The 20394-nt window shown below is 47.4% G+C and carries 16 protein-coding genes; 15 read left to right on the top strand and 1 reads right to left on the bottom strand.

Features of this window, described 5'->3' with window-relative positions:
- Positions 1-146: 146 nt before the first annotated feature.
- From BLR32_RS24065 to BLR32_RS24055, 3 genes are all read left to right on the top strand, one after another.
- Positions 147-1172, top strand: coding sequence for a LacI family DNA-binding transcriptional regulator (locus BLR32_RS24065; RefSeq protein WP_089835458.1), 1026 nt, complete (start codon positions 147-149; stop codon positions 1170-1172).
- Between the two features lie 1090 nt (positions 1173-2262).
- A complete protein-coding gene (gene galK / locus BLR32_RS24060; RefSeq protein ID WP_089835399.1) occupies positions 2263-3429 on the top strand; it encodes a galactokinase in 1167 nt (388 codons plus the stop codon).
- A gap of 89 nt (positions 3430-3518) precedes the next feature.
- A complete protein-coding gene (locus BLR32_RS24055) occupies positions 3519-4586 on the top strand; it encodes a UDP-glucose--hexose-1-phosphate uridylyltransferase (protein ID WP_089835398.1) in 1068 nt (355 codons plus the stop codon).
- Between the two features lie 111 nt (positions 4587-4697).
- Here BLR32_RS24055 and BLR32_RS24050 read toward each other — a convergent pair whose 3' ends face one another.
- Positions 4698-6746, bottom strand: a complete 2049-nt coding sequence (locus BLR32_RS24050) for a TonB-dependent receptor family protein (RefSeq protein ID WP_089835397.1) — start codon at positions 6744-6746, stop codon at positions 4698-4700.
- An 875-nt stretch (positions 6747-7621) separates the two neighbouring features.
- Between BLR32_RS24050 and BLR32_RS24045 the strand changes: the two genes are divergently transcribed.
- From BLR32_RS24045 to zwf, 12 genes are all read left to right on the top strand, one after another.
- Positions 7622-8464: an energy transducer TonB gene (locus BLR32_RS24045; protein ID WP_089835396.1), complete on the top strand. Its 843-nt coding sequence runs from the start codon at positions 7622-7624 to the stop codon at positions 8462-8464.
- Positions 8465-8674: 210 nt separating this feature from the next.
- On the top strand, positions 8675-11254 hold the full coding sequence (locus tag BLR32_RS24040) for a phosphoenolpyruvate carboxylase (protein WP_089835395.1): 2580 nt from the start codon (positions 8675-8677) through the stop codon (positions 11252-11254).
- Between the two features lie 170 nt (positions 11255-11424).
- Positions 11425-11727: an urease subunit gamma gene (gene ureA / locus BLR32_RS24035; protein ID WP_089809655.1), complete on the top strand. Its 303-nt coding sequence runs from the start codon at positions 11425-11427 to the stop codon at positions 11725-11727.
- Between the two features lie 38 nt (positions 11728-11765).
- On the top strand, positions 11766-12140 hold the full coding sequence (ureB, locus tag BLR32_RS24030) for an urease subunit beta (RefSeq protein ID WP_089835394.1): 375 nt from the start codon (positions 11766-11768) through the stop codon (positions 12138-12140).
- Positions 12137-13858, top strand: a complete 1722-nt coding sequence (gene ureC, locus BLR32_RS24025; protein ID WP_089835393.1) for an urease subunit alpha — start codon at positions 12137-12139, stop codon at positions 13856-13858. The genes ureB and ureC overlap by 4 nt, the downstream gene beginning before the upstream one ends.
- A gap of 8 nt (positions 13859-13866) precedes the next feature.
- Positions 13867-14370 carry an urease accessory protein UreE gene (ureE, locus tag BLR32_RS24020; RefSeq protein ID WP_089835392.1) on the top strand — a complete coding sequence of 168 codons (504 nt, stop codon included), beginning with the start codon at positions 13867-13869 and terminating at the stop codon, positions 14368-14370.
- 6 nt (positions 14371-14376) lie between these two features.
- Positions 14377-15063 carry an urease accessory protein UreF gene (locus BLR32_RS24015; protein WP_176842420.1) on the top strand — a complete coding sequence of 229 codons (687 nt, stop codon included), beginning with the start codon at positions 14377-14379 and terminating at the stop codon, positions 15061-15063.
- A gap of 41 nt (positions 15064-15104) precedes the next feature.
- The gene (gene ureG / locus BLR32_RS24010; protein WP_089835390.1) at positions 15105-15743 is read left to right on the top strand and encodes an urease accessory protein UreG; all 639 of its coding nucleotides are present in this window, start codon (positions 15105-15107) and stop codon (positions 15741-15743) included.
- The gene (locus tag BLR32_RS24005; protein ID WP_089835389.1) at positions 15686-16522 is read left to right on the top strand and encodes an urease accessory protein UreD; all 837 of its coding nucleotides are present in this window, start codon (positions 15686-15688) and stop codon (positions 16520-16522) included. The genes ureG and BLR32_RS24005 overlap by 58 nt, the downstream gene beginning before the upstream one ends.
- Positions 16523-16534: 12 nt before the next feature.
- Positions 16535-17236 (top strand): urease accessory protein UreH domain-containing protein, encoded by a 702-nt coding sequence (locus BLR32_RS24000; protein ID WP_089835388.1) that lies wholly within the window; start codon positions 16535-16537, stop codon positions 17234-17236.
- 178 nt (positions 17237-17414) lie between these two features.
- On the top strand, positions 17415-18827 hold the full coding sequence (gndA, locus tag BLR32_RS23995) for an NADP-dependent phosphogluconate dehydrogenase (protein ID WP_089835387.1): 1413 nt from the start codon (positions 17415-17417) through the stop codon (positions 18825-18827).
- A gap of 58 nt (positions 18828-18885) precedes the next feature.
- The gene (gene zwf, locus BLR32_RS23990; RefSeq protein WP_089835386.1) at positions 18886-20391 is read left to right on the top strand and encodes a glucose-6-phosphate dehydrogenase; all 1506 of its coding nucleotides are present in this window, start codon (positions 18886-18888) and stop codon (positions 20389-20391) included.
- Positions 20392-20394 lie beyond the last annotated feature (3 nt).

The raw sequence follows: 20394 nt of genomic DNA, 5'->3' as shown, positions 1-20394 counted from the left end.
TCATAATTAGTTGCCTGGAAAATAGAAATTGGTTGCCTGTAAAATATGTTGTCTATAAATATAATACAACCATTTTACTACGCATAGCCAGAAATTTTGGCGTATCCGGAATGAATTTTTAACTTTAGTGGCAAAGCTACCCCTTGTTGAATAACAAAGTCACCATAGCAGACATCGCTAAAGAGCTGAATTTAACGGGTGCTACCGTATCCCGCGCACTGAACAACCGCAAAGGTACCAGTGAGGAAACACGTAAACTGGTGCAGGCTGCTGCGGAAAAAATGAATTACAGGCGGGATAGGATCGCCTGGTCGCTCAGATCGGGACGCACCAATATCATCGGTGTGATCATTCCCAGTGCAGAAATTAACTTTTTCGGATCCGTTGTTCATGGTATTGAGACCATGGCGAACCAGCACGGCTACAATGTGCTGATTTACCAGTCTAATGAGCAGCCGGAGTATGAGAAGAAGGCGATCGAGACCTTCCTGAGTACCCGTGTAGATGGTATTCTGGCGTCTATTGCCAAAGAGACCATGGAGTTTAGTCACTACCTGGAGATCAAGGAGCGAGGGGTGCCGCTGGTGTTCTTTGACCGTGCGAATGATAGTCTCAATATTCCATCCGTCGTAGTGGATGACTTTAAGGGGGCGTATTATGCAACGGAGCATCTCCTAAAGCAAGGGTATAAGCGGGTTGCGCATATTGCGGGGCAGCAACATCTCAAGATCTTCAAGGATCGTTTGGAGGGGTATAAGGCTGCGTTGACAGATAATGGTGTTCCTGTTGAGGAGGAGTTGGTGTATTTCGGGGATGTTTCTATTCATGCTGGTCGTCAGGCGATTCAGTATTTACTTTCTTTGCCCCAGCCGCCGGATGCTGTCTTTGCAGTGGAGGATTTTACGGCTTTGGGTGCGGTGAAAGAGTTGAAAGATAAGCATATAGATATACCTGGGGCGTTTGGGGTTGTAGGTTTTGCGAATGAGTCTTTTGATGAGCATATTACGCCGAGTTTGTCCAGTATTGATCAGCAGACCGTGGAGATGGGGAAGGAGGCGTTCCGGTTGCTCATGGAATTGATTGAGGGGAATGGGGTTGTTAGTCAGCAGACGCGGACGAAAGTTGTGCTTAAGCCGGTGCCGAGGTTCAGGCAGTCTTCTCAGAAACAGTGATTTTTCTTTCTCTTTATACTGCTTTCTTTTTAACGTTCAATAATTATTGAGAGGGGCATACCGGCAGCTGGCAGTATGGGCTTGCTGGCTGAGTTCTTCGAAGTTCCTTACTATGGGACGGTTATAGGCGTATTTAGCTTTTGAATGTTTATTAAACCCCTGGGAGGTCGCGTCAGCATACTTCAAAGAACTTAGGCCAGCAAGCTCCATCTGCTGCTGCCGAGGTTCAGGAGTTCCGCTTTCTTTTTAACGTTCAATAATTATTGCGAAGGGCGTACCGGCAGCAGCAGATGAAGCTTGCTGGCTGAGTTCTTTGAAGTTCCTTTTCTATGGGACGGTTATAGGCGTATTTAGCTTTTGAATGTTTATTAAACCCCTGGGAGGTCGCGTCAGCATACTTCAAAGAACTTAGGCCAGCAAGCTCCATCTGCTGCTGCCGTGGTTCAGGACTTCCGCTTAAATAATTGCCAAAAGGAAGGATACCAATACCTCATAGAAATAACACTTCATGAATTAAGTGGAACAGCTGAGGTGCCGGCGGTTTCAGGTGGATATCCCCGGCCTAAGTTCTTTGAAGTAGCTGATGCGACCCGCCAGGGGTTTAATAGGTATATAAAGTCTCATACGCCATTCCTATGCTCCGTAGCAGGAAACTTCAAAGAACTCAGCCGGGGATACCACCTGAAAGCCGCGTATCCCCATTCGAGGCATTCAGAAAGTCCTCGGAAAGGAAATCCAAGCACCCTGACGCTTGCAAAATTGAAAGTAAACGATTACATTTAATGTCTATTCCACATCCTTTTTTCTATACTGCGTTGTTTATCAATAATTTATTGTAATAAATGCCAATAGGTTAAGCGTACTGAACCGGATTTTAGAGAGAAGTATTGTAATCGTTTACGTAAATCTTTTAACTTTGAGTATTATTCCACATAAATAGAATTCCATGAGTATATCCACGGTTAGATTTTAATGTCAACAAGGGTGTCTTCATCATAAACTAATAAAGTTAAATACAGTCAATACAGTTAAATCTTTGAGGAAAGCGTAATAACCTTTCCCAGTATATCAACAATTAAAAAAATACACAGTGGAGCAAGCTAAATTAAACGCCTTTTCACAGCAGCATTTTGACCAGGAACCAATTATGGTAAGAGCGGCAGGGCGTATTAACCTGATCGGAGAGCATACCGACTATAATAACGGGTTTGTATTGCCCGCAGCTATAGACAAAGCCATTTACCTGGCTATTGTGAAACGTAATGACAGGAAGATCGTCTTACATGCACTGGATGTAAATGACCGCTATGAAGGTACACTGGATAGCCTGGTACGTTCCCCCAAAGGATGGCCGGATTACCTGCTGGGAGTAGTACAGCAACTGCAACAGGCAGGGCATATTATTGGCGGTTTTGAATGTGCTTTCTGTGGTAACGTTCCCCTGGGCGCTGGCCTTTCATCCTCTGCTGCAGTAGAATGCGCTACTATTTTTGCCCTGAATGAACTCTTCGGACTGGAAATAGGCCGTAAGGATATGACGCTGCTGGCACAGGCTGCGGAAAACCATTTTGTGGGTGTGCGTTGTGGTATCATGGACCAGTTTGCGAGCATGTTCGGTAAAAAACAACAGCTCATCAAACTGGATTGCGCTTCGCTGGACTATGAATATATTCCTTTCAACTTTGATGATGTAAGCCTGGTACTGCTGGATACACAGGTAAAACACTCCCTGGCGTCATCAGAATATAATACCCGCCGAGAAGAATGTGAAACCGGTGTGGCGCTGATCAAAAAGCATCACCCGCATGTGAATAGCCTCCGCGACGCCAACATGGATATGCTGGACGCTTATGTGAAAGGACATGATGCGACTGTATATAACCGTTGTCGCTATGTGGTGGAAGAAATACAGCGCCTGCAGGATGCATGTGAAGATCTGCAGCGTAATGACCTGCATGCATTCGGTCAGAAAGTGTTCGCTACACATGAAGGGCTGGATAAGCTGTATAATGTGAGCTGTCCTGAACTGAACTGGCTGGCAGAATTTGCCGCAGGTCAGCAGGGAGTGCTGGGCGCCCGTATGATGGGAGGCGGTTTTGGTGGTTGTACTATCAATATCGTGAAGAAATCAGCGGTGCCGGCTTTGCTGGAGAAAGCAGCTGCGGGTTATGAGCAGCAGTTTAAGACTCCGCTGAAGGCATACGTTACCAGTATTGAAGATGGATGCCGTACTGTCAATAATCTTGTAAACAATTAAGCAAATTAAACGCCGATATTATAAGGGACTGGCCCTACCATATCCAGGGGCAGTCCTTCATTAAGTGTTCTGATAAATGTTCTGAGAGAATGTCTGAAAATACCTTTGATCTTACAGCTCATCCTCATACCCGTTTAAATATCCTGACCGGAGAATGGGTATTGGTATCTCCACACCGCTCTAAACGTCCATGGCAGGGTAAGGTGGAATCACCTTCGCTGGTACAGCGTCCGGCTTATGTGGAGGATTGTTATTTATGTCCGGGGAATACCCGTGCTGACGGTACTAAGAATCCGGCCTATACCGGTCCTATCGCTTTTACAAATGATTTTTCTGCCCTACTGGCTGATACGCCACAGGGAGGCGAGAATGAAGACGGACTACTGGTAGCCCGTTCACAAAAGGGTATCTGTCGTGTGATCTGCTTCAGTCCGCGTCATGACCTTACATTACCTGAAATGGAACTGCCGGATATCCGTAAAGTGGTAGACCTCTGGCATACCGAACTGGAATCGCTGGCAGCAGTACCTTTCATCAAGTATATACAGATCTTCGAAAATAAGGGAGAGATCATGGGATGCAGTAATCCGCATCCGCATGGACAGATATGGGCGTCTGAAGATGTGCCGATGGAAATAGAGAAGGAAACACGCCAGCAACGTAACTATTATCAGCAGCATGGCCGCAGCCTGTTGTCTGCTTACCTGGAGAAGGAATTGAAACAGGAGGAGCGTATCATCGCACAGAATGAACATTTTGTGGCAGTGGTGCCTTTCTGGGCAGTATGGCCTTATGAGGCGATGATCATCAGCCGTCGTCATGTACAGCACCTGTTACAGTTTACACCTGCAGAACGTGATGGACTGGCGGCTATCCTGAAAGAGCTGACCACCAAATACGACAATCTGTTTGAAACATCATTCCCTTATTCAGCGGGTATGCACCAGATGCCTTTTAATGATGGCGACAGTCATCCTGAATGGCACTGGCATATGCACTTCTATCCGCCATTGCTGCGCTCTGCTACCGTGAAGAAGTTTATGGTAGGATATGAAATGCTGGCGCATCCTCAAAGGGATATTACACCAGAATACGCTGCCGCACGCTTGAGAGAGTTGCCGGTAGTGCATTATAAGAAAGCAGGGGTGCCTGCATAGACTTGTTTTTTGTTTATTCTTTTTTTGAACCAAAATGTGCAGGGGCCGCTTTTTAGCGGCCCCCTTCTTTGTTAATATATTTAACTGAGTATGATCAGGTATTAGCGTTTACTATAAGCTTACTCTTAGTCCTCCGTAATAATTCCTTCCCGGCGCCGGATTATAATACCTCGCGCCTACTGCATTCAGGTCATTCCCCAGGCTATAACGCTGGTTCAGCAGATTATCGGCGCCTGCATATAATGCCAGCCACTTGTTGACACCCCAGCTGACCTTTGCCTGCACCAGGTGGTATTCCTTTGCAAAAGCAGTATTGGCATCATCCAGCGGTAGACGGTCGGTGTAGGTATATTGACCATACAGCGACACATGTGCAGGGAATTCAATCAGCAGTGACGCTGTAGCAATATTTTTCGGAACACCTGTTATGGTATTCCCGGAAAGGTCTTTGCCTGCGCTGATATAGTTGCTGAAGAGGAAATGACTGTAGGTGTAACTTCCCTGGAGTTGTATACCACGGGTAAAGCCCTGATGCCTGGGCGACTGCAACCATGCAGATCCCTGGAATTCCACACCTGTCTGATGTGTGCCGCCTGCATTGGTAAAGAACTCTGTACCGTTGTCATGCAGCTTACGGACGATGGCATCCTGCAGCTCATAATAGAATACAGCTGCATCGGCCTGAAAACGGTTATTCCGGCTATTGAAGCGCAGGCCTGTTTCATAGTTCCAGCCGGTTTCTGCCTGCAGGGCAGTATTGATGATATTGTCTGAAGCGCGTACTTCCGCGATGGAAGGAGGGGAGTAGCCCCTGCTTACAGTAGCGCGTGCCGACAGGTCGGGTGTGATCAGATATGAAAGGGAGAAGCGGGGCATTAGTTCTGCGCTGAATTTCTTTTTACCATCCACATTGGCTGCTACATCATTGAAGTGGTAGCGGTAATAGTTCACGCTGACTGCTGCTTCTGCCACCCATTGCTTGCCAGGACGTAAGGTCACACCGGTAAAGTAGAAGTATTGCCGTGCGGTAATGTCGCTGGCTGCCTGTAAGGTATCTCTTACGCCGGCCCTGTTGCCATAGTTATCAATATTGGAGCCGGTCTGCTGCCATTCTATGCCTGTTGTCCAATCCAGTCGCATATTGCTGTTACCCAGTGGTTGGTCCTGCAGGGCGATATAAGTACGGGCGCCGAAGGTATTTTCGTCCCTTGCTTCGAAGTTGGTTATGAATGGATTTTCGAAGTGGGTATTGCTGCCAAATACGGTGATCACATGCTGCCAGTGAGTAGCAAGCTGTGAGGTATGTACCAGTCCGCCGAATGCTGTTTTATTCCGGATGCCGGCCTTCTGGGTGATAGCGCCGGGCAATGTAGGAGTAGCAGGGCGTGCGCCTTTAGGATTAGCTGCTGCCTGTGCTGCCGTCAGACCGCCGGGCGTGCGGTAATCAAGATCACTGTAAAATGCGATCAGTTTGAGCTGGTTGCGAGGAGTATACTGCCATTCCTGGGCTGTCTGCACATAATACCTTTTCATAGCGCTGTTATCCCTGTAGCCGTCGGAGTGGTGTATGGCTTCGTAGATGTGCAGTTTATAATTTCCCCACTGTTGCTGCCAGCCGACTTGCTCGCGAAACAGGCCATAGCTGCCACCCTGTATATCTGCTTTCAGGCGACTGCTATCAGGTAGTGTGCCTGCCGGATGGAGCAGTACCACACCTCCTGAGTTGGCGCCGAACTGGCTGCCATCAGGACCTTTTAATACTTCGATCCCCTGAAAACTTCCAGGGTCAGTAAGATTGAGGTAAGAATTGCCACCGGCGTCTGTCAGCGGAATCTCATCCAGGTACAGTTTTACGTTCCGGATACCAAAAGGAGAGCGTAAGAGGCTACCTCTTAAAGACAGGCGGTAACTGCCGGGAGAACGTTCTTCCATGCGCACACCGGGTACGGTATTCAATGCAGGTAATAATGTAACGCCCTGTTGCAGTTGTAACTGGCGGGCGGTAAGTACAGTACTGCTGGTAGGCACCTGGAGCAGGGTAAATTGTTTGCCGGGGTATGCCTGTATCACTACTTCCCGGAGACGGCGGGTAGTGTCAGATGATGATTGTGCATAAACGGCCAGCGGTAATATACTAAGGGCCAGTAAAATTTTTTTCATCAGATAGTGTCTTCTGTTATTTCAAATCTACTTGTATTTTCCTTATCTGACAGGCTAATTGGGATCACCGGTATTACCTGTTACTGCTACTGTTATTCATTATAACGTTAAAGGATGTTATCGCATGCTTTATTATACGATAAAGATGGTCTGTTCAATATCATTGCCAACAGTTTTTTCCAATGTGATAATCAGCTATTTGCTACATATAAAATCTGTACAATAATGTTGCCTGAAAAAAAAGTATGGCCGTGAATTTGGAAATATGATTTCATGCTGTATATTTGTCTACAGATTCAGTAGACTAATAGGATTTGCCACTACCGGAGATGAGCGCTGAGTATTCTCCTTGTTTTGTCCCACCTGCAAAACAATATTATCAGCAACGTAAAAATCAAAAACTGATTATTATATGCATCAGCATAATGGATTATTGAGACATAGGAAAATGGGTGTAGTGGTAAAGATTTATCATACTCAATGCTATAGTGCGGCTGTTTGCAACAGCTGTTGCTGATCACTAAAAGATATTGTGTTGCTATAAGCTGTAAATAAAATGCCCGGTCAGGCTAGCGGGGAAGGTGTGTTGCAGATTTATTGGTGGTAAATTATAATGTAATATACCTCCCGCGCCCCCTGGCATTAAACCTCCTTACCTTTTATCTACCAAATTGATTTATTACAACATTACTATACCTGCATGGTAATGATAACGATCGTTATCATTAAAAGATAGTGAATACTTCCTTTAGCAAATAGGTGATCCCGATCCGGATTTCAATCTGGGCTGGTAAATTTAATCTCCTCTTAAAGTTTTTTTAAAATCTCTTATGGAAAAATAATGACGTCGCATCTATATTGTAAATGTTTATCCCATGAATGCAACGAACATTATTAAATCAGACTTTCTCGACATTCTTTTTGATGGTCGTAATAAAGACTACGGCGCCTATGACTTAAGGAGAAGCGAAGATAAGCGTGTGCGCAACGCCATTATTGGTACGACTTCCATCGCATTGGTCATCATCGGTGGATATGTACTCAGTAATAAATTGATGGCTGCGGACATGCATACACGAAAAGATGTAGCAGTGAAAGAAACTATTTTAAAAGAACTTGAAATTCCGGAGGAGAAACCGTTAACCCCACCACCTCCTCCGGTAACAACACCACCTCCGCCGGCCGCTTCATCCATTAGATTGGTTCCACCTGTTATCACCGATGACGAACTTGTACGCACAGAAGATGAAGTGCCGAAGATTGACAGCATAGGTAACAAAAGTATTGGCGTTGCCAATATTCAGGGGGACGACGTAGATGGTGCTGACAATCCTTTTGAGAACGGTTTAAAAGGCGGTAATAATGTGATAGAACCGCCTAAAGCTGAGGTAAGGGATGAGCCATTTGTTACTGTGGAAATTATGCCATCATTCCCTGGTGGTGAAGATGCCTTATCAAGGTTCCTGCAGAGGAATATCCGCTATCCGCATATGGCACAGGAAAACGGGATTGAAGGAAGAGTATTTGTACAGTTTATTATAGATCCTGAAGGAAAAGTAAGCGAAGTGCAGACGGTAGGTGCCCATAAAGGCGGTGGTCTTGAAGAAGAAGCAATAAGAGTGGTGAAGTTAATGCCAAACTGGAAACCTGGCAGACAAAGCGGACGCAATGTGAGCGTAAGATATAACCTGCCTATTGGCTTCTTCCTGGCTCAATAAAAAATGCTGATTTCTTTTTACCAGATCATATTACTCAATTAACAGATTCATTCTCTCAACACTCTCAAACTGAGGGGGGACTTGCAAAAGGCCGTGGCTAGTAGCTGCGGCCTTACTTTTTTCAGGAACTTTCCATTCTACTTTGTAACTATTTTATATTATTTTTAGCTCCCGGTTGGCAAAGGCTCTTTTAAATTACGAAATTTAGTTATGGAAGCACCGGTTAATAATACCTTGCAGTTATTCAAGAACCTGGTTGGTACCAAGTTCCAGTTATACAATAGTCTCTTTACGGCATTGCCTTTTCATAAGGTAGAAAGAACCGGCGTATTTCTGTCATTGTTCCTGATCCATTGTGAAGAGGGGTATGAAAAGGAAAAGAGTCCCCAGGAAATTCTCAACTCTTATTTTCAGCAATACACTTCATGTAGTAATGAACAGCAAAAGCTGGACCTCATGTTCCGCTTTGTGCAGTATGCCGAAAGACAGGTAGTGTTGTTTGACGCACTGGAAGATGCGGCTTTCCGCAATATTCATGACATGCATGGCACCGGCTCCCTCAGTCACCTGCAGTCAGAGATTATTGCAGAACAGGCAGAAGAGAAATTGGCCAAGAAGCTGCAGGATTTTTCAGTGAGACTGGTATTAACAGCTCATCCTACCCAGTTCTACCCGGGTAGTGTACTCACCATCATCAATGACCTGTCTAGGGCGCTGATCAACGACAATACCGCCCAGGTGAACTCTTATCTGCAGCAGTTGGGTAAAACACCATTCTTCAAAAAGGAAAAACCAACGCCATACGACGAGGCTATCAGCCTGTTATGGTTCCTGGAGAATACATTCTATCCTGCTGCCGGACGTATTATCTCTAAATTAAAAGCACAGTTCCCTTCCTCCATCAACAGCAGTAACCCGGTGATCAGAATGGGATTCTGGCCCGGTGGTGACCGCGATGGTAATCCCTTCGTGAATGCTGACATTACCTTACGGGTGGCGGAAGCGCTGCGCGGAGGTATCCTGAAGTGTTATTACCTGGATGTACGCAGGCTGAAGCGCCGTCTCACCTTTAAAGGAATTGAGCAGGAACTGGCTGCACTGGAACAGCAGCTGTACAACAACCTGTTTATTCCGGGCCATAAAACCAATATCTCTCAGAAAGATATCCTGGACACACTGGCACGTATCCGCATTGTACTCATTGAAGAAAACAATGCCCTCTTCCTGAACCTGCTTGATGACCTGGTAAGCCGCGTAGAGCTGTTCGGGCTGTTCTTTGCCACACTGGATATCCGGCAGGATAGCTCAGTACATGGACCATTGCTGGATGCAGTGGCTGCCAACTCAGATCTGTTACCATCTAACTATGCATCACTCTCTGAGGCAGAGAAAATAAATAGTCTGCTGAACATAAAAGGTGCATTGAATCCGGATGTGCTGAAAGATCCGCTGCATAAGGACACTATCGCTACGATCGCTGGTGTAAAAGAGATACAGCAGAACAATGGTGAGTTTGGTTGCCATCGCTATATTATCAGCCATAGTATGAACGCGCTGAATGTGATAGAAGTGTATGGCATGTTCCTGCTGGCTGGCTGGCAGAAAGAGTCTATGAGCATTGACATTGTGCCTTTGTTTGAAACAATAGACGATCTCCGCCAGGCGGGCAACGTAATGCGCGAGTTGTATGATAATGCTGCTTACAGGGAACATCTGCGTCAGCGTTCCAATAAACAAACCATCATGCTGGGCTTTTCTGACGGTACCAAAGATGGTGGTTACCTGATGGCCAACTGGAGTATCCACAAGGCTAAACAGGAATTAACCCGCATTTCCAGGGAATATGATATAGATGTTGTCTTCTTCGATGGCCGTGGAGGTCCTCCTGCAAGAGGTGGTGGTAAAACACACCAGTTCTATGCATCCATGGGGCACGATATTGCCAATGAAGAAATTCAGCTGACCATACAGGGGCAGACCATCAGTTCTAACTTCGGAACAGTGGATTCGGCACAGTTCAACATAGAGCAACTGGTACATGCAGGTATTGCCAATGAGATATTCTCTTCCCGTGAGGTGACCCTTACAGATGAAGAGGATGCAATATTGCAGGAACTGGCAGATGAAGGCTTTAAGTCATTCAATAAACTGAAGTTACATCCTGACTTCCTGGATTACCTGGACTTTGCAAGTCCGCTGCGCTACTATGCAGAAACCAATATCGGCAGCCGTCCATCCAAGCGAAATGCCGCCGCTAAACTGAACCTCAATGACCTGAGAGCAGTGCCTTATGTGGGTGCATGGAGTCAGCTGAAACAGAACGTGCCTGGTTACTATGGCGTAGGGGCAGCATTGGAAGCGCTGGATAAAGCAGGTAAATGGGATGCAGTGGAGAAACTGTATAAAAACTCACTGTTCTTCCGCACACTGCTGGACAACTGCCAGATGGCGATGAAGAAGAGTTATTTCCCGCTGACCGCTGCCTACGGGAAACATCCCCGTTTTGGAGAGGTATGGAATATGATACATGACGAGTACAAACGTACCCGCGACTATATAGTGCGCCTGACCGGACAAACAGAGCTGATGAGCGCATCGCCTGTAGACCAGTTGTCTATCCAGATGCGTGAACGTATCGTATTGCCACTGCTGACTGTTCAGCAGGGAGCACTGGCCCGTATACGTGAGCTCAATGAAGCAGGTAATGGTGATGGGCTGAAAGAAACGTATGAGAAACTGGTTGTACGTTGCTCTTTCGGTATTATCAATGCCGGCAGGAACTCCGCTTAATACGATTACTTACACTTGTTATACAAACGCTCAATGCATTCCGCATTGAGCGTTTTACTTTCTGTATTTTTTGCGTAAATTAACGCAAGGGAAGAGCACACTTAACATCATTAACCCATTTCCTGTAATAAGCTGTCAGGAGCTATAAGACACATTTAAACCAAGATATTATGCATTTAACGGCAAGGGAAACTGAAAAACTATTGTTATACCTGGCGGGAGAACTTGCTGAGAAGAGAAAGGCCAGGGGACTCAAACTCAATTATCCGGAAGCAATAGCGCTGATCAGCAGCCGCTTGCAGGAGGCTGCCAGAGACGGACAGACAGTTGCGCAGCTGATGCAGTATGGTGCTACTATCCTGACCCGGGAAGATGTGATGGAGGGCATTCCTGAAATGATCGATGAGATACAGATAGAAGCTACTTTCCCGGATGGTTCCAAACTGGTAACAGTACATCATCCTATCAGATAACGACGGCTTATCAACCAAAATCCAAATCCTCTTCAATTATGATCCCAGGTGAATATTTTATTACTCCCGGTGTGATTGACGCTAACAAAGGCAGGGCTGTTGCACAGGTAAAGGTGGTCAACACCGGCGACAGACCCGTGCAGATTGGTTCTCATTGCCACTTTTTTGAGGTGAACCGTATGCTGTCTTTCAACAGGGAAGCAGCCTTTGGCATGCGCCTGAACATTGCAGCTGGTACTGCTGTGCGTTTCGAACCCGGAGAAGAAAAGACAGTCACCCTGGTAACGCTGGGCGGTAACAGAAAAGCCTTCGGCATGAACAACCTGGTGAATGGCGCCACCATTGGGGAAGAAGCCCGTCGTAAAGCCATGGAACAGGTAAAAGCACAACAATTTAAATATCAGCCGGAATGAGTCTTCAGATAAACCGCGACCGCTATGCGGCGATGTATGGTCCTACCACGGGCGATAAAATACGCCTGGGAGATACAGATATCATCATCGAAATAGAACACGATCATACTGTATATGGTGATGAAGCCAAATTCGGCGGCGGCAAGACCATCCGCGATGGTATGTCGCAGTCTTCCACTGCCACCCGCGATCAGGGGGTACTGGATATGGTCATCACCAGCGTCATGATCATCGACCACTGGGGGATTGTGAAAGCGGATATCGGTATTAAAGACGGGAAGATCGTGAAGATAGGTAAAGCTGGTAATCCTGATACCATGGACGGTGTAGACCCCGATATGATTATCGGCGCGAGCACAGAAGTGCATGGCGGCGCCGGATTAATAGCTACCGCTGGTGGTATTGATACACATATCCATTTTATCAGTCCGCAGCAGATCACTCATGCCTTGCATAGTGGTATTACCACGATGATCGGTGGTGGTACTGGTCCGGCAGATGGCACCAATGCAACTACTGTCACACCCGGTAAATGGTTCATACGCAGAATGCTGCAGGCAGCAGATGCTTTCCCTATGAACCTGGGCTTTCTTGGCAAGGGAAATTGCGCTACTGAAGCACCTCTGTGGGAGCAGATAGAAGCCGGCGCGTTGGGATTAAAGATCCATGAAGACTGGGGCGCTTCTCCTGCTGTTATCGATGCTTCACTGAAGGCGGCAGACAAATACGATGTACAGGTAGCTATACACACAGATACACTGAATGAATCCGGCTTCCTGGAAGATACTATCAAGGCGATCGATGGTCGTGTGATCCATACCTATCATACGGAAGGCGCTGGCGGAGGGCATGCGCCCGATATTATTAAAGCGGCTATGTATCCGAATATCCTGCCTTCCTCTACCAATCCTACCAGACCATATACTGTCAATACTATTGATGAACACCTGGACATGCTGATGGTATGTCATCACCTGGATAAAAGTGTACCTGAAGATGTTGCTTTCGCTGACTCCCGCATTCGCCCGGAAACAATTGCTGCGGAAGACATCCTGCATGATATGGGTGTGTTCAGTATGATGAGCTCCGATTCACAGGCCATGGGCCGTGTTGGAGAAGTGATCATCCGCACCTGGCAAACGGCGGACAAGATGAAGAAGCAACGCGGTGCATTAACAGAGGATAATGACAAAGGCAATGATAATTTCAGGGCTAAACGTTATGTGGCCAAATACACGATCAATCCTGCCATCACACATGGTATTGCCACACATGTGGGTTCGCTGGAACCGGGTAAGCTGGCAGATATTGTGCTATGGAAACCAGCCTTATTTGGGGCTAAGCCGGAAATGATCATCAAAGGAGGTATGATCATCTGTAGCCGTATGGGCGATCCTAATGCCTCTATTCCCACACCACAGCCTGTGATGTACAGGGAGATGTTCGGTGCTTTTGGCGGTGCATTGCACAAGACCTGTGTGACCTTCGTATCACAGGCCGCAGCAGGGAAAAATATCGCACAGGAATATGGCTTGCAGAAGACCATACTGCCGGTAAAGAACTGCCGGAATATCGGGAAGAAGGATATGGTGCATAACAACAGTACACCGGAAATAATTGTCAACCCGGAAACATATGAAGTAAGCATAGACGGGAAGGTGCTGACCTGTGAACCTGCGGCGGTATTGCCATTGGCACAACGGTATTTCCTGTTTTAATCATAGATATGATCATCGTAGAAAAGATAGAAGGCAATGTTGTAAACGGTTCCGCTGCAAACAGGGGCATAGACCCCATGCTGCTGGAATGGTTTGAAACAGGCAAGCGCTTGTTGCGCCGGCATACGCAGGGCGGACAGGAAGTAGCGCTGCGCTTCATGCGCGAAGCGCCTATGTTACAACAGGGGGATATCGTGTGGATGGATGATAAAAAAGCCATCGTGATCGATATAATACCTGCGGCGGCGATCGTGCTGAAGCCAGCTACTATGAAAGATATGGCCACCGTTTGTTACGAGATCGGCAATAAACACCTGCCATTATTCCTTGCCGGAGACGAAGTACTGGTGCCATACGAAGAGCCCTTGTTCCGCTGGCTGGAAGCAAAGGGATACCAGCCTGCGAAAGAACAGCGTATACTGACCAATATGCTGCGGAGCAATATTATACCACATGAACATGGCAGCTCAGGATCGCTTTTCAGTAAGATCATGCAGCTCGCCTCCAAATAAACCATGATGCATACCTGGCTACCATACCTGTTACACCTGAGTGATCCTACATTGCCGATAGGCGCTTATACGCATTCCGGCGGACTGGAAACCTATGTGCAGCAGGGGCTGATAAAAGATGCCGGAGATGCAGCTGCCTTTATCAGGAATATGCTGATGCATAACCTGCCATACAATGATGCTCTTTTTGCTGTACTCGCATATCGTGCAGCAGCAGCAGGAGATATACAGCAATTGCTGCAACTGGACCAGGAATGCACAGCACTGAAAGCACCACAGGAAGGGAGGATGGCAAGTCAGAAATTAGGTATGCGTCTGTTGAAGTTGTTGTCTCCGCTGGTCATACATGCTACCGGCAATGCCTATATGGCGCATATCAGATCAGGCGAAGCGACAGGGCATTACTGCCTGGTATTCGGGGCGTATGCTTATCTCTCAGGCATCCCCTTATCAGAAGCACTTACTGCATTCTATTATAATGCGGCTACCGGTATGGTGACCAATAGCGTAAAGCTGGTGCCACTGGGTCAGCAACAGGGGCAGCAGATCCTGTTTGAGCTCTTGCCTGAACTGCCTGCATTAGTTGAGCAGACATTCAACATACCTCGCGAACTGGCCGGACGTTGCAGTGTTGGATTTGACATCAGGAGTATGCAGCACGAAAGACTATATTCAAGATTGTATATGTCTTAGTGTGTATTTCATATGAATTGATTTACGTAAACAGATTGAAGATGCAATCGCGCACATACATAAAGATAGGTGTAGCCGGCCCTGTAGGCGCTGGTAAAACAGCACTGATAGAAAGGCTTTCCAGGCAGCTGCATGAGCAGTATAGCCTGGCAGTGATCACTAATGATATCTACACAAGAGAGGATGCTGAATTCCTGGTGAAGAACAGCTTACTGCCTGCAGAAAGGATCATTGGTGTGGAAACAGGCGGTTGTCCGCATACTGCCATACGCGAAGATGCCAGCATGAACCTGGAAGCCGTGGAAGAAATAGCCACCAGGTTTCCGGATGTGCAGATCATCTTTATCGAAAGCGGTGGGGATAATCTGTCTGCCACTTTCAGTCCGGATCTGGCAGATCTGACCATCTTCGTCATAGATGTAGCAGAGGGTGACAAGATACCCCGCAAAGGGGGACCGGGCATTACCCGTTCAGACCTGCTGGTCATCAACAAAATCGACCTCGCGCCTTATGTAGGCGCCAGTCTTGAAGTGATGGAGCGGGATGCCCGTAAGATGCGTCAGGGCAGACCATTCGTATTTACCAACCTGATGACACAGAAGGGACTGGACATCGTAATAGGATGGATCAGGAAATATGCATTACTGGAGATGGTAGAGGAGCCTGCCTTGCTGCAATGAAGAGTGAACTGCAAATAAAGGCCGCTGTCAGGAGCGCAGGTACCTATCTGCAACATTGCTATTATACAAGGCCATTTAAGGTGGCTGATATCAGTGGCAGCAGGGCCGGTATGTTACATCTTACTATGATGACGGCTTCGCCGGGCATACTGGATGGAGATGCATATGATATCCGGGTTACCTTAGAGGAAGATGCTGGTTTGCATCTGTACACACAATCCTATCAGCGCATCTTTAACATGCAACATGGCGCCCGGCAACGTTTTTATGTAGAGATGGAGCGGGGCAGCAGTTTATGTTATCTGCCACATCCTTCGGTGCCGCATGAGCACTCAGTGTTCGACAGTGCCAGTCGTATTGAGCTGGGAGAAGATTGTCGCTTATTGTGGGGAGAGATCATTACCTGCGGCCGGAAACTAAGCGGAGAAATATTCAGGTGTAAACATTTTCAGAATATACTGGAAGTATACAGGGATGGGAAGTTGTTGTTTAAGGATGTAACCCTGTTACAACCAGATATAGTACCACCGGGTAATATGGGCCAGTGGGAAGGATATACACACCAGGCCTCCCTGTTGTGGCATGATGAAAGGCGCGACATGGCAGCGATGGGAGAGGTGTTACACGAGTGTTTATCTGCAGAAGCAAATATTACTGCCGGTGTATCCCGCACAGCCTCGGGGGCATTGCTCCTGCGTGTGTTGGGGCAGGGAGGGGAACAGTTGTATGAGCTATTCAGAAAGATCGCATTGCTGGCCGGAGAAGAACGAAAATTATAAACCGTACCGGATATGAATACGGAATTGCAGGTATTGCTGCTGACAGCTATCACAATAAGTTGTCTGCATACATTAACAGGACCTGACCACTACATCCCGTTTATTGCACTGAGCAGGGTAAGAGGCTGGACTGCCGGTAAAACGGTGGTCTGGACATTGTTGTGTGGTATAGCGCATGTGGGCAGCTCCGTACTACTAGGCTTGCTGGGCATAGGGCTGGGCTGGTCTTTGTCGAAAATCAGCGGGCTGGAAGGCCTGCGCGGAGGACTGGCCGGATGGGCCCTGCTTACCTTTGGCCTCCTGTATATGGTATGGGGCCTGAAACGGGCCTGGAGCAACAAGGTACATAAGCATTTCGATGTGTATGATAACGGCGATATTTACGTGTATGAACATAAGCACGGGGAGATTGTTTATCCTCAGGACAGGACGAAGGTCACACCCTGGATCATGCTGCTCATTTTCGGGCTGGGCCCCTGTGAGCCATTGCTTCCCCTGCTGACCTACCCCGCGGCGCAGCATTCTGCCTATGGCATGGTGATGCTGATCGGGTCTTTTACACTGTTCACGCTGCTTACAATGACGGCCATGGTCATGTTGGGTTATTACGGCTTTTCTGTGTTGAAAACCAGTAGTTTAGAACGGTATGCGCATGCCCTGGGAGGGTTTACCATACTGGTATGCGGGATAGGAATGGTATACCTGGGCTGGTAGATTTAAGGAAAATTTAAGACATGGCGGGAGCTTGCAATTATCGCGGATTTTCATGTATAAATAACGGCAATTGACATGGGATGTTCAAAGTTTTCTCAGGTCATCTAATAGTAATTGTAATTGGTAATTGATAATTCGTACTTTTACTTCATTCTTTTAGGCACTTACACGATAATTTATGGCACAAAGCGTATTCGATTTTGGCATGATTGGTCTGGGCGTAATGGGTAGAAACCTCTTACTGAACATGGCTGATCATGGTTTTTCCGTTATTGGTTTTGATAAAGATAGTACCAAGACCGGGGCTCTGGAATCGGCTGCTACAGCTGGCACTACTGTAAAGGGAGTGGCAGAACTGGCAACCATGGTACAATTACTGGAGCGTCCGCGCAAGCTGATGATGTTGGTACCAGCCGGTCAGCCGGTGGATGATGTGATCGAATCACTGATTCCCCTGCTGGAAAAAGGCGATGTGGTGATCGACGGTGGTAACTCACATTATACAGATACATTGCGCCGGGTAAAATACCTGCGGGATAAAGGTATTCATTTCATGGGCATCGGCGTATCAGGCGGTGAGAAAGGCGCCCGTACGGGACCAAGCATCATGCCTGGTGGCGATAAGGAAGCGTATGAGAAAGTAAGACCTATGCTGGAAGCAATTTCTGCAAAGGTAAACGGTGAGCCCTGCGTAGCTTACCTGGGTAAGGAAGGCGCCGGCCACTATGTAAAGATGGTACACAATGGTATCGAGTATTCCATCATGCAGCTGATCAGCGAAGCATATGCACTGCTGAAACAGGCTGGCCTGGATAACGACCGTTTACACCAGGTATTCAAGACCTGGAATGAAGGAGATCTGCAATCTTTCCTCATAGAGATCACTGCTGATATCTTCCTGCAGAAGGATGATAAGACCAGCGCAAGACTGGTAGACATGATCTCCGATAAAGCGGGTTCCAAAGGAACCGGTAAATGGACTTCACAGGATGCAATGGAACTGCCTGTTGCCGTTCCGGTAATAGACACCGCTGTTGCACTGCGTACCCTGTCTGGTTACAAAGACGAACGTGTACAGGCAGCTGCTTTATACAAAGCTGCTGACGCAAAACTCAATACACCTGCAGATACCTGGATTCAGCAGGTACACGATGCACTTTACTTTGGAGTGATCATCAGCTATGCACAGGGACTGGCAATGTTGCACCAGGCGTCTAAAGAACTGCAGATGGAAATTCCTTTACCTGAAGCAGTGAAAGTATGGAGAGGCGGATGTATTATCCGTTCTTCCCTCCTGGAAGTATACACTACCGCTTACAAAGCATCTCCTGAATTACCAAATATTCTGTTGAACAAGGACGTTGCAGCCCTTGTAGAGAATGCCATTACAAATACACGCGCAGTAGTAGCACAGGCAGCACTGACAGGTACTGCCGCAGCAGGTATGATGTCTGCACTGGCTTACTTCGACGCCTACCGCACCGAGCGCATGCCAACCAACCTGGTGCAGGCACAGCGCGATTACTTTGGTGCTCATACCTACCAGCGTATAGATGCAACTGGTAGTTTCCATACCGTATGGGGTGAATAAGAATTTTGGAGTGCTTGCCCGCTTGCGGCGGGTAAGCACTCTCGTAAAATATAGAGTTATGCAAAATCATAAACGTCCGCCTGCCTCCATCGTCTTCATCTTCGGTGGCAGCGGCGACTTGAATTACAGAAAACTATCGCCGGCTTTATACAACCTGTTCCTGGATAACTACATGCCGGAAAAATTTGCTATTGCAGGTATTGGCCGTAGTCCCTATGATAATGATGCTTACCGCGAGCGCTTACTGGATGGTATCAAGAAGTTTTCCCGTCGTAAAGGAGAACAGAACGGTCACTGGAAAGATTTCAGCCAGCATGTAAGCTACCTGCAGATGGATGCGGAAGACCAGTCTGCATATAGCGCCATCACTGATTATGTGAAGGCAAAAGAAGAAGAGTGGAACGAACATCCAAACGTGATATTTTACCTGTCAGTAGCGCCGCAGTTGATGCCCGCCATTGCACAGAAACTGGGTAGCCTGAACCTGTGCAGCGACAAGCGCAATACCCGCATCGTGATAGAAAAACCATTCGGTCACGACCTGCAGAGCGCTCACGATCTGAATACACTGCTGCAAAGCCTCTTCTCTGAAGAACAGATCTACCGCATTGACCACTACCTGGGTAAAGAAACAGTACAGAACCTGATCGCACTGCGCTTTGCCAATGCATTGTTCGAGCCGATCTGGAACCGTAACTACATCGATCATATACAGATCACCGCTTCTGAAACCGTAGGTCTGGAAGGCCGCGGAGGCTACTACGAAGGCTCTGGTGCGCTGCGCGATATGGTGCAGAACCATATCTTGCAGGTAATGTGTATGATTGCTATGGAAGCGCCCGTATCTTTTGATGCGAACGAGATCCGTAACAAGAAAGTGGATGTACTGAACGCTATCCGCAAATTCACGAAAGATAAGATACACGAAAACGCAGTACGCGGACAGTATTCTGCCGGCTGGAGAAAAGGCCAGCAGGTAGTAGGCTACCGCGAAGAAAAAGGAGTAGATAAGGACTCTGCTACTGAAACTTACGCTGCCGTTAAGTTCTATGTTGACAACTGGCGCTGGCAGGGTGTACCGTTCTACGTACGTACCGGTAAGAACATGCACCAGAAGGCGACCAACATCACCCTGCAGTTCCGCCAGGCGCCGCACTATGCGTTCCCGGCAGAATCAGCAGAAACCTGGCGTCCTAACCGCCTGACCATCAGCATACAGCCCGAAATGGATATCCGTATCCGCTTCCAGGCAAAACGCCCGGGTCAGAGCATGGAACTGGACCCGGTAGAAATGGTCTTTAACTTCGACCGTCAATATGGCGACGACCACGCACCAGAAGCATATGAAACACTGCTGCTGGACGTAATGGAAGGGGATGCAACCCTGTTCATGCGTGCAGACCAGGTAGAAGCTGCCTGGAAAGTAGTAATGCCGATACTGGAAACATGGGAATCCCGTACTCCGGTAGATTTCCCTAACTATGCACCTGATTCCTGGGGACCTGAAGATGCAGACGCCCTGATCGCGAGAGATGGTCATGCCTGGATCAACTTACCTAAATAAGAG

The sequence above is a fragment of the Chitinophaga filiformis genome, assembly GCF_900102545.1.
Lineage (GTDB): Bacteria > Bacteroidota > Bacteroidia > Chitinophagales > Chitinophagaceae > Chitinophaga > Chitinophaga filiformis.
The sequence above is the reverse complement of the archived record's forward strand: the minus strand, read 5'-3'. Positions and strand labels throughout refer to the sequence as shown.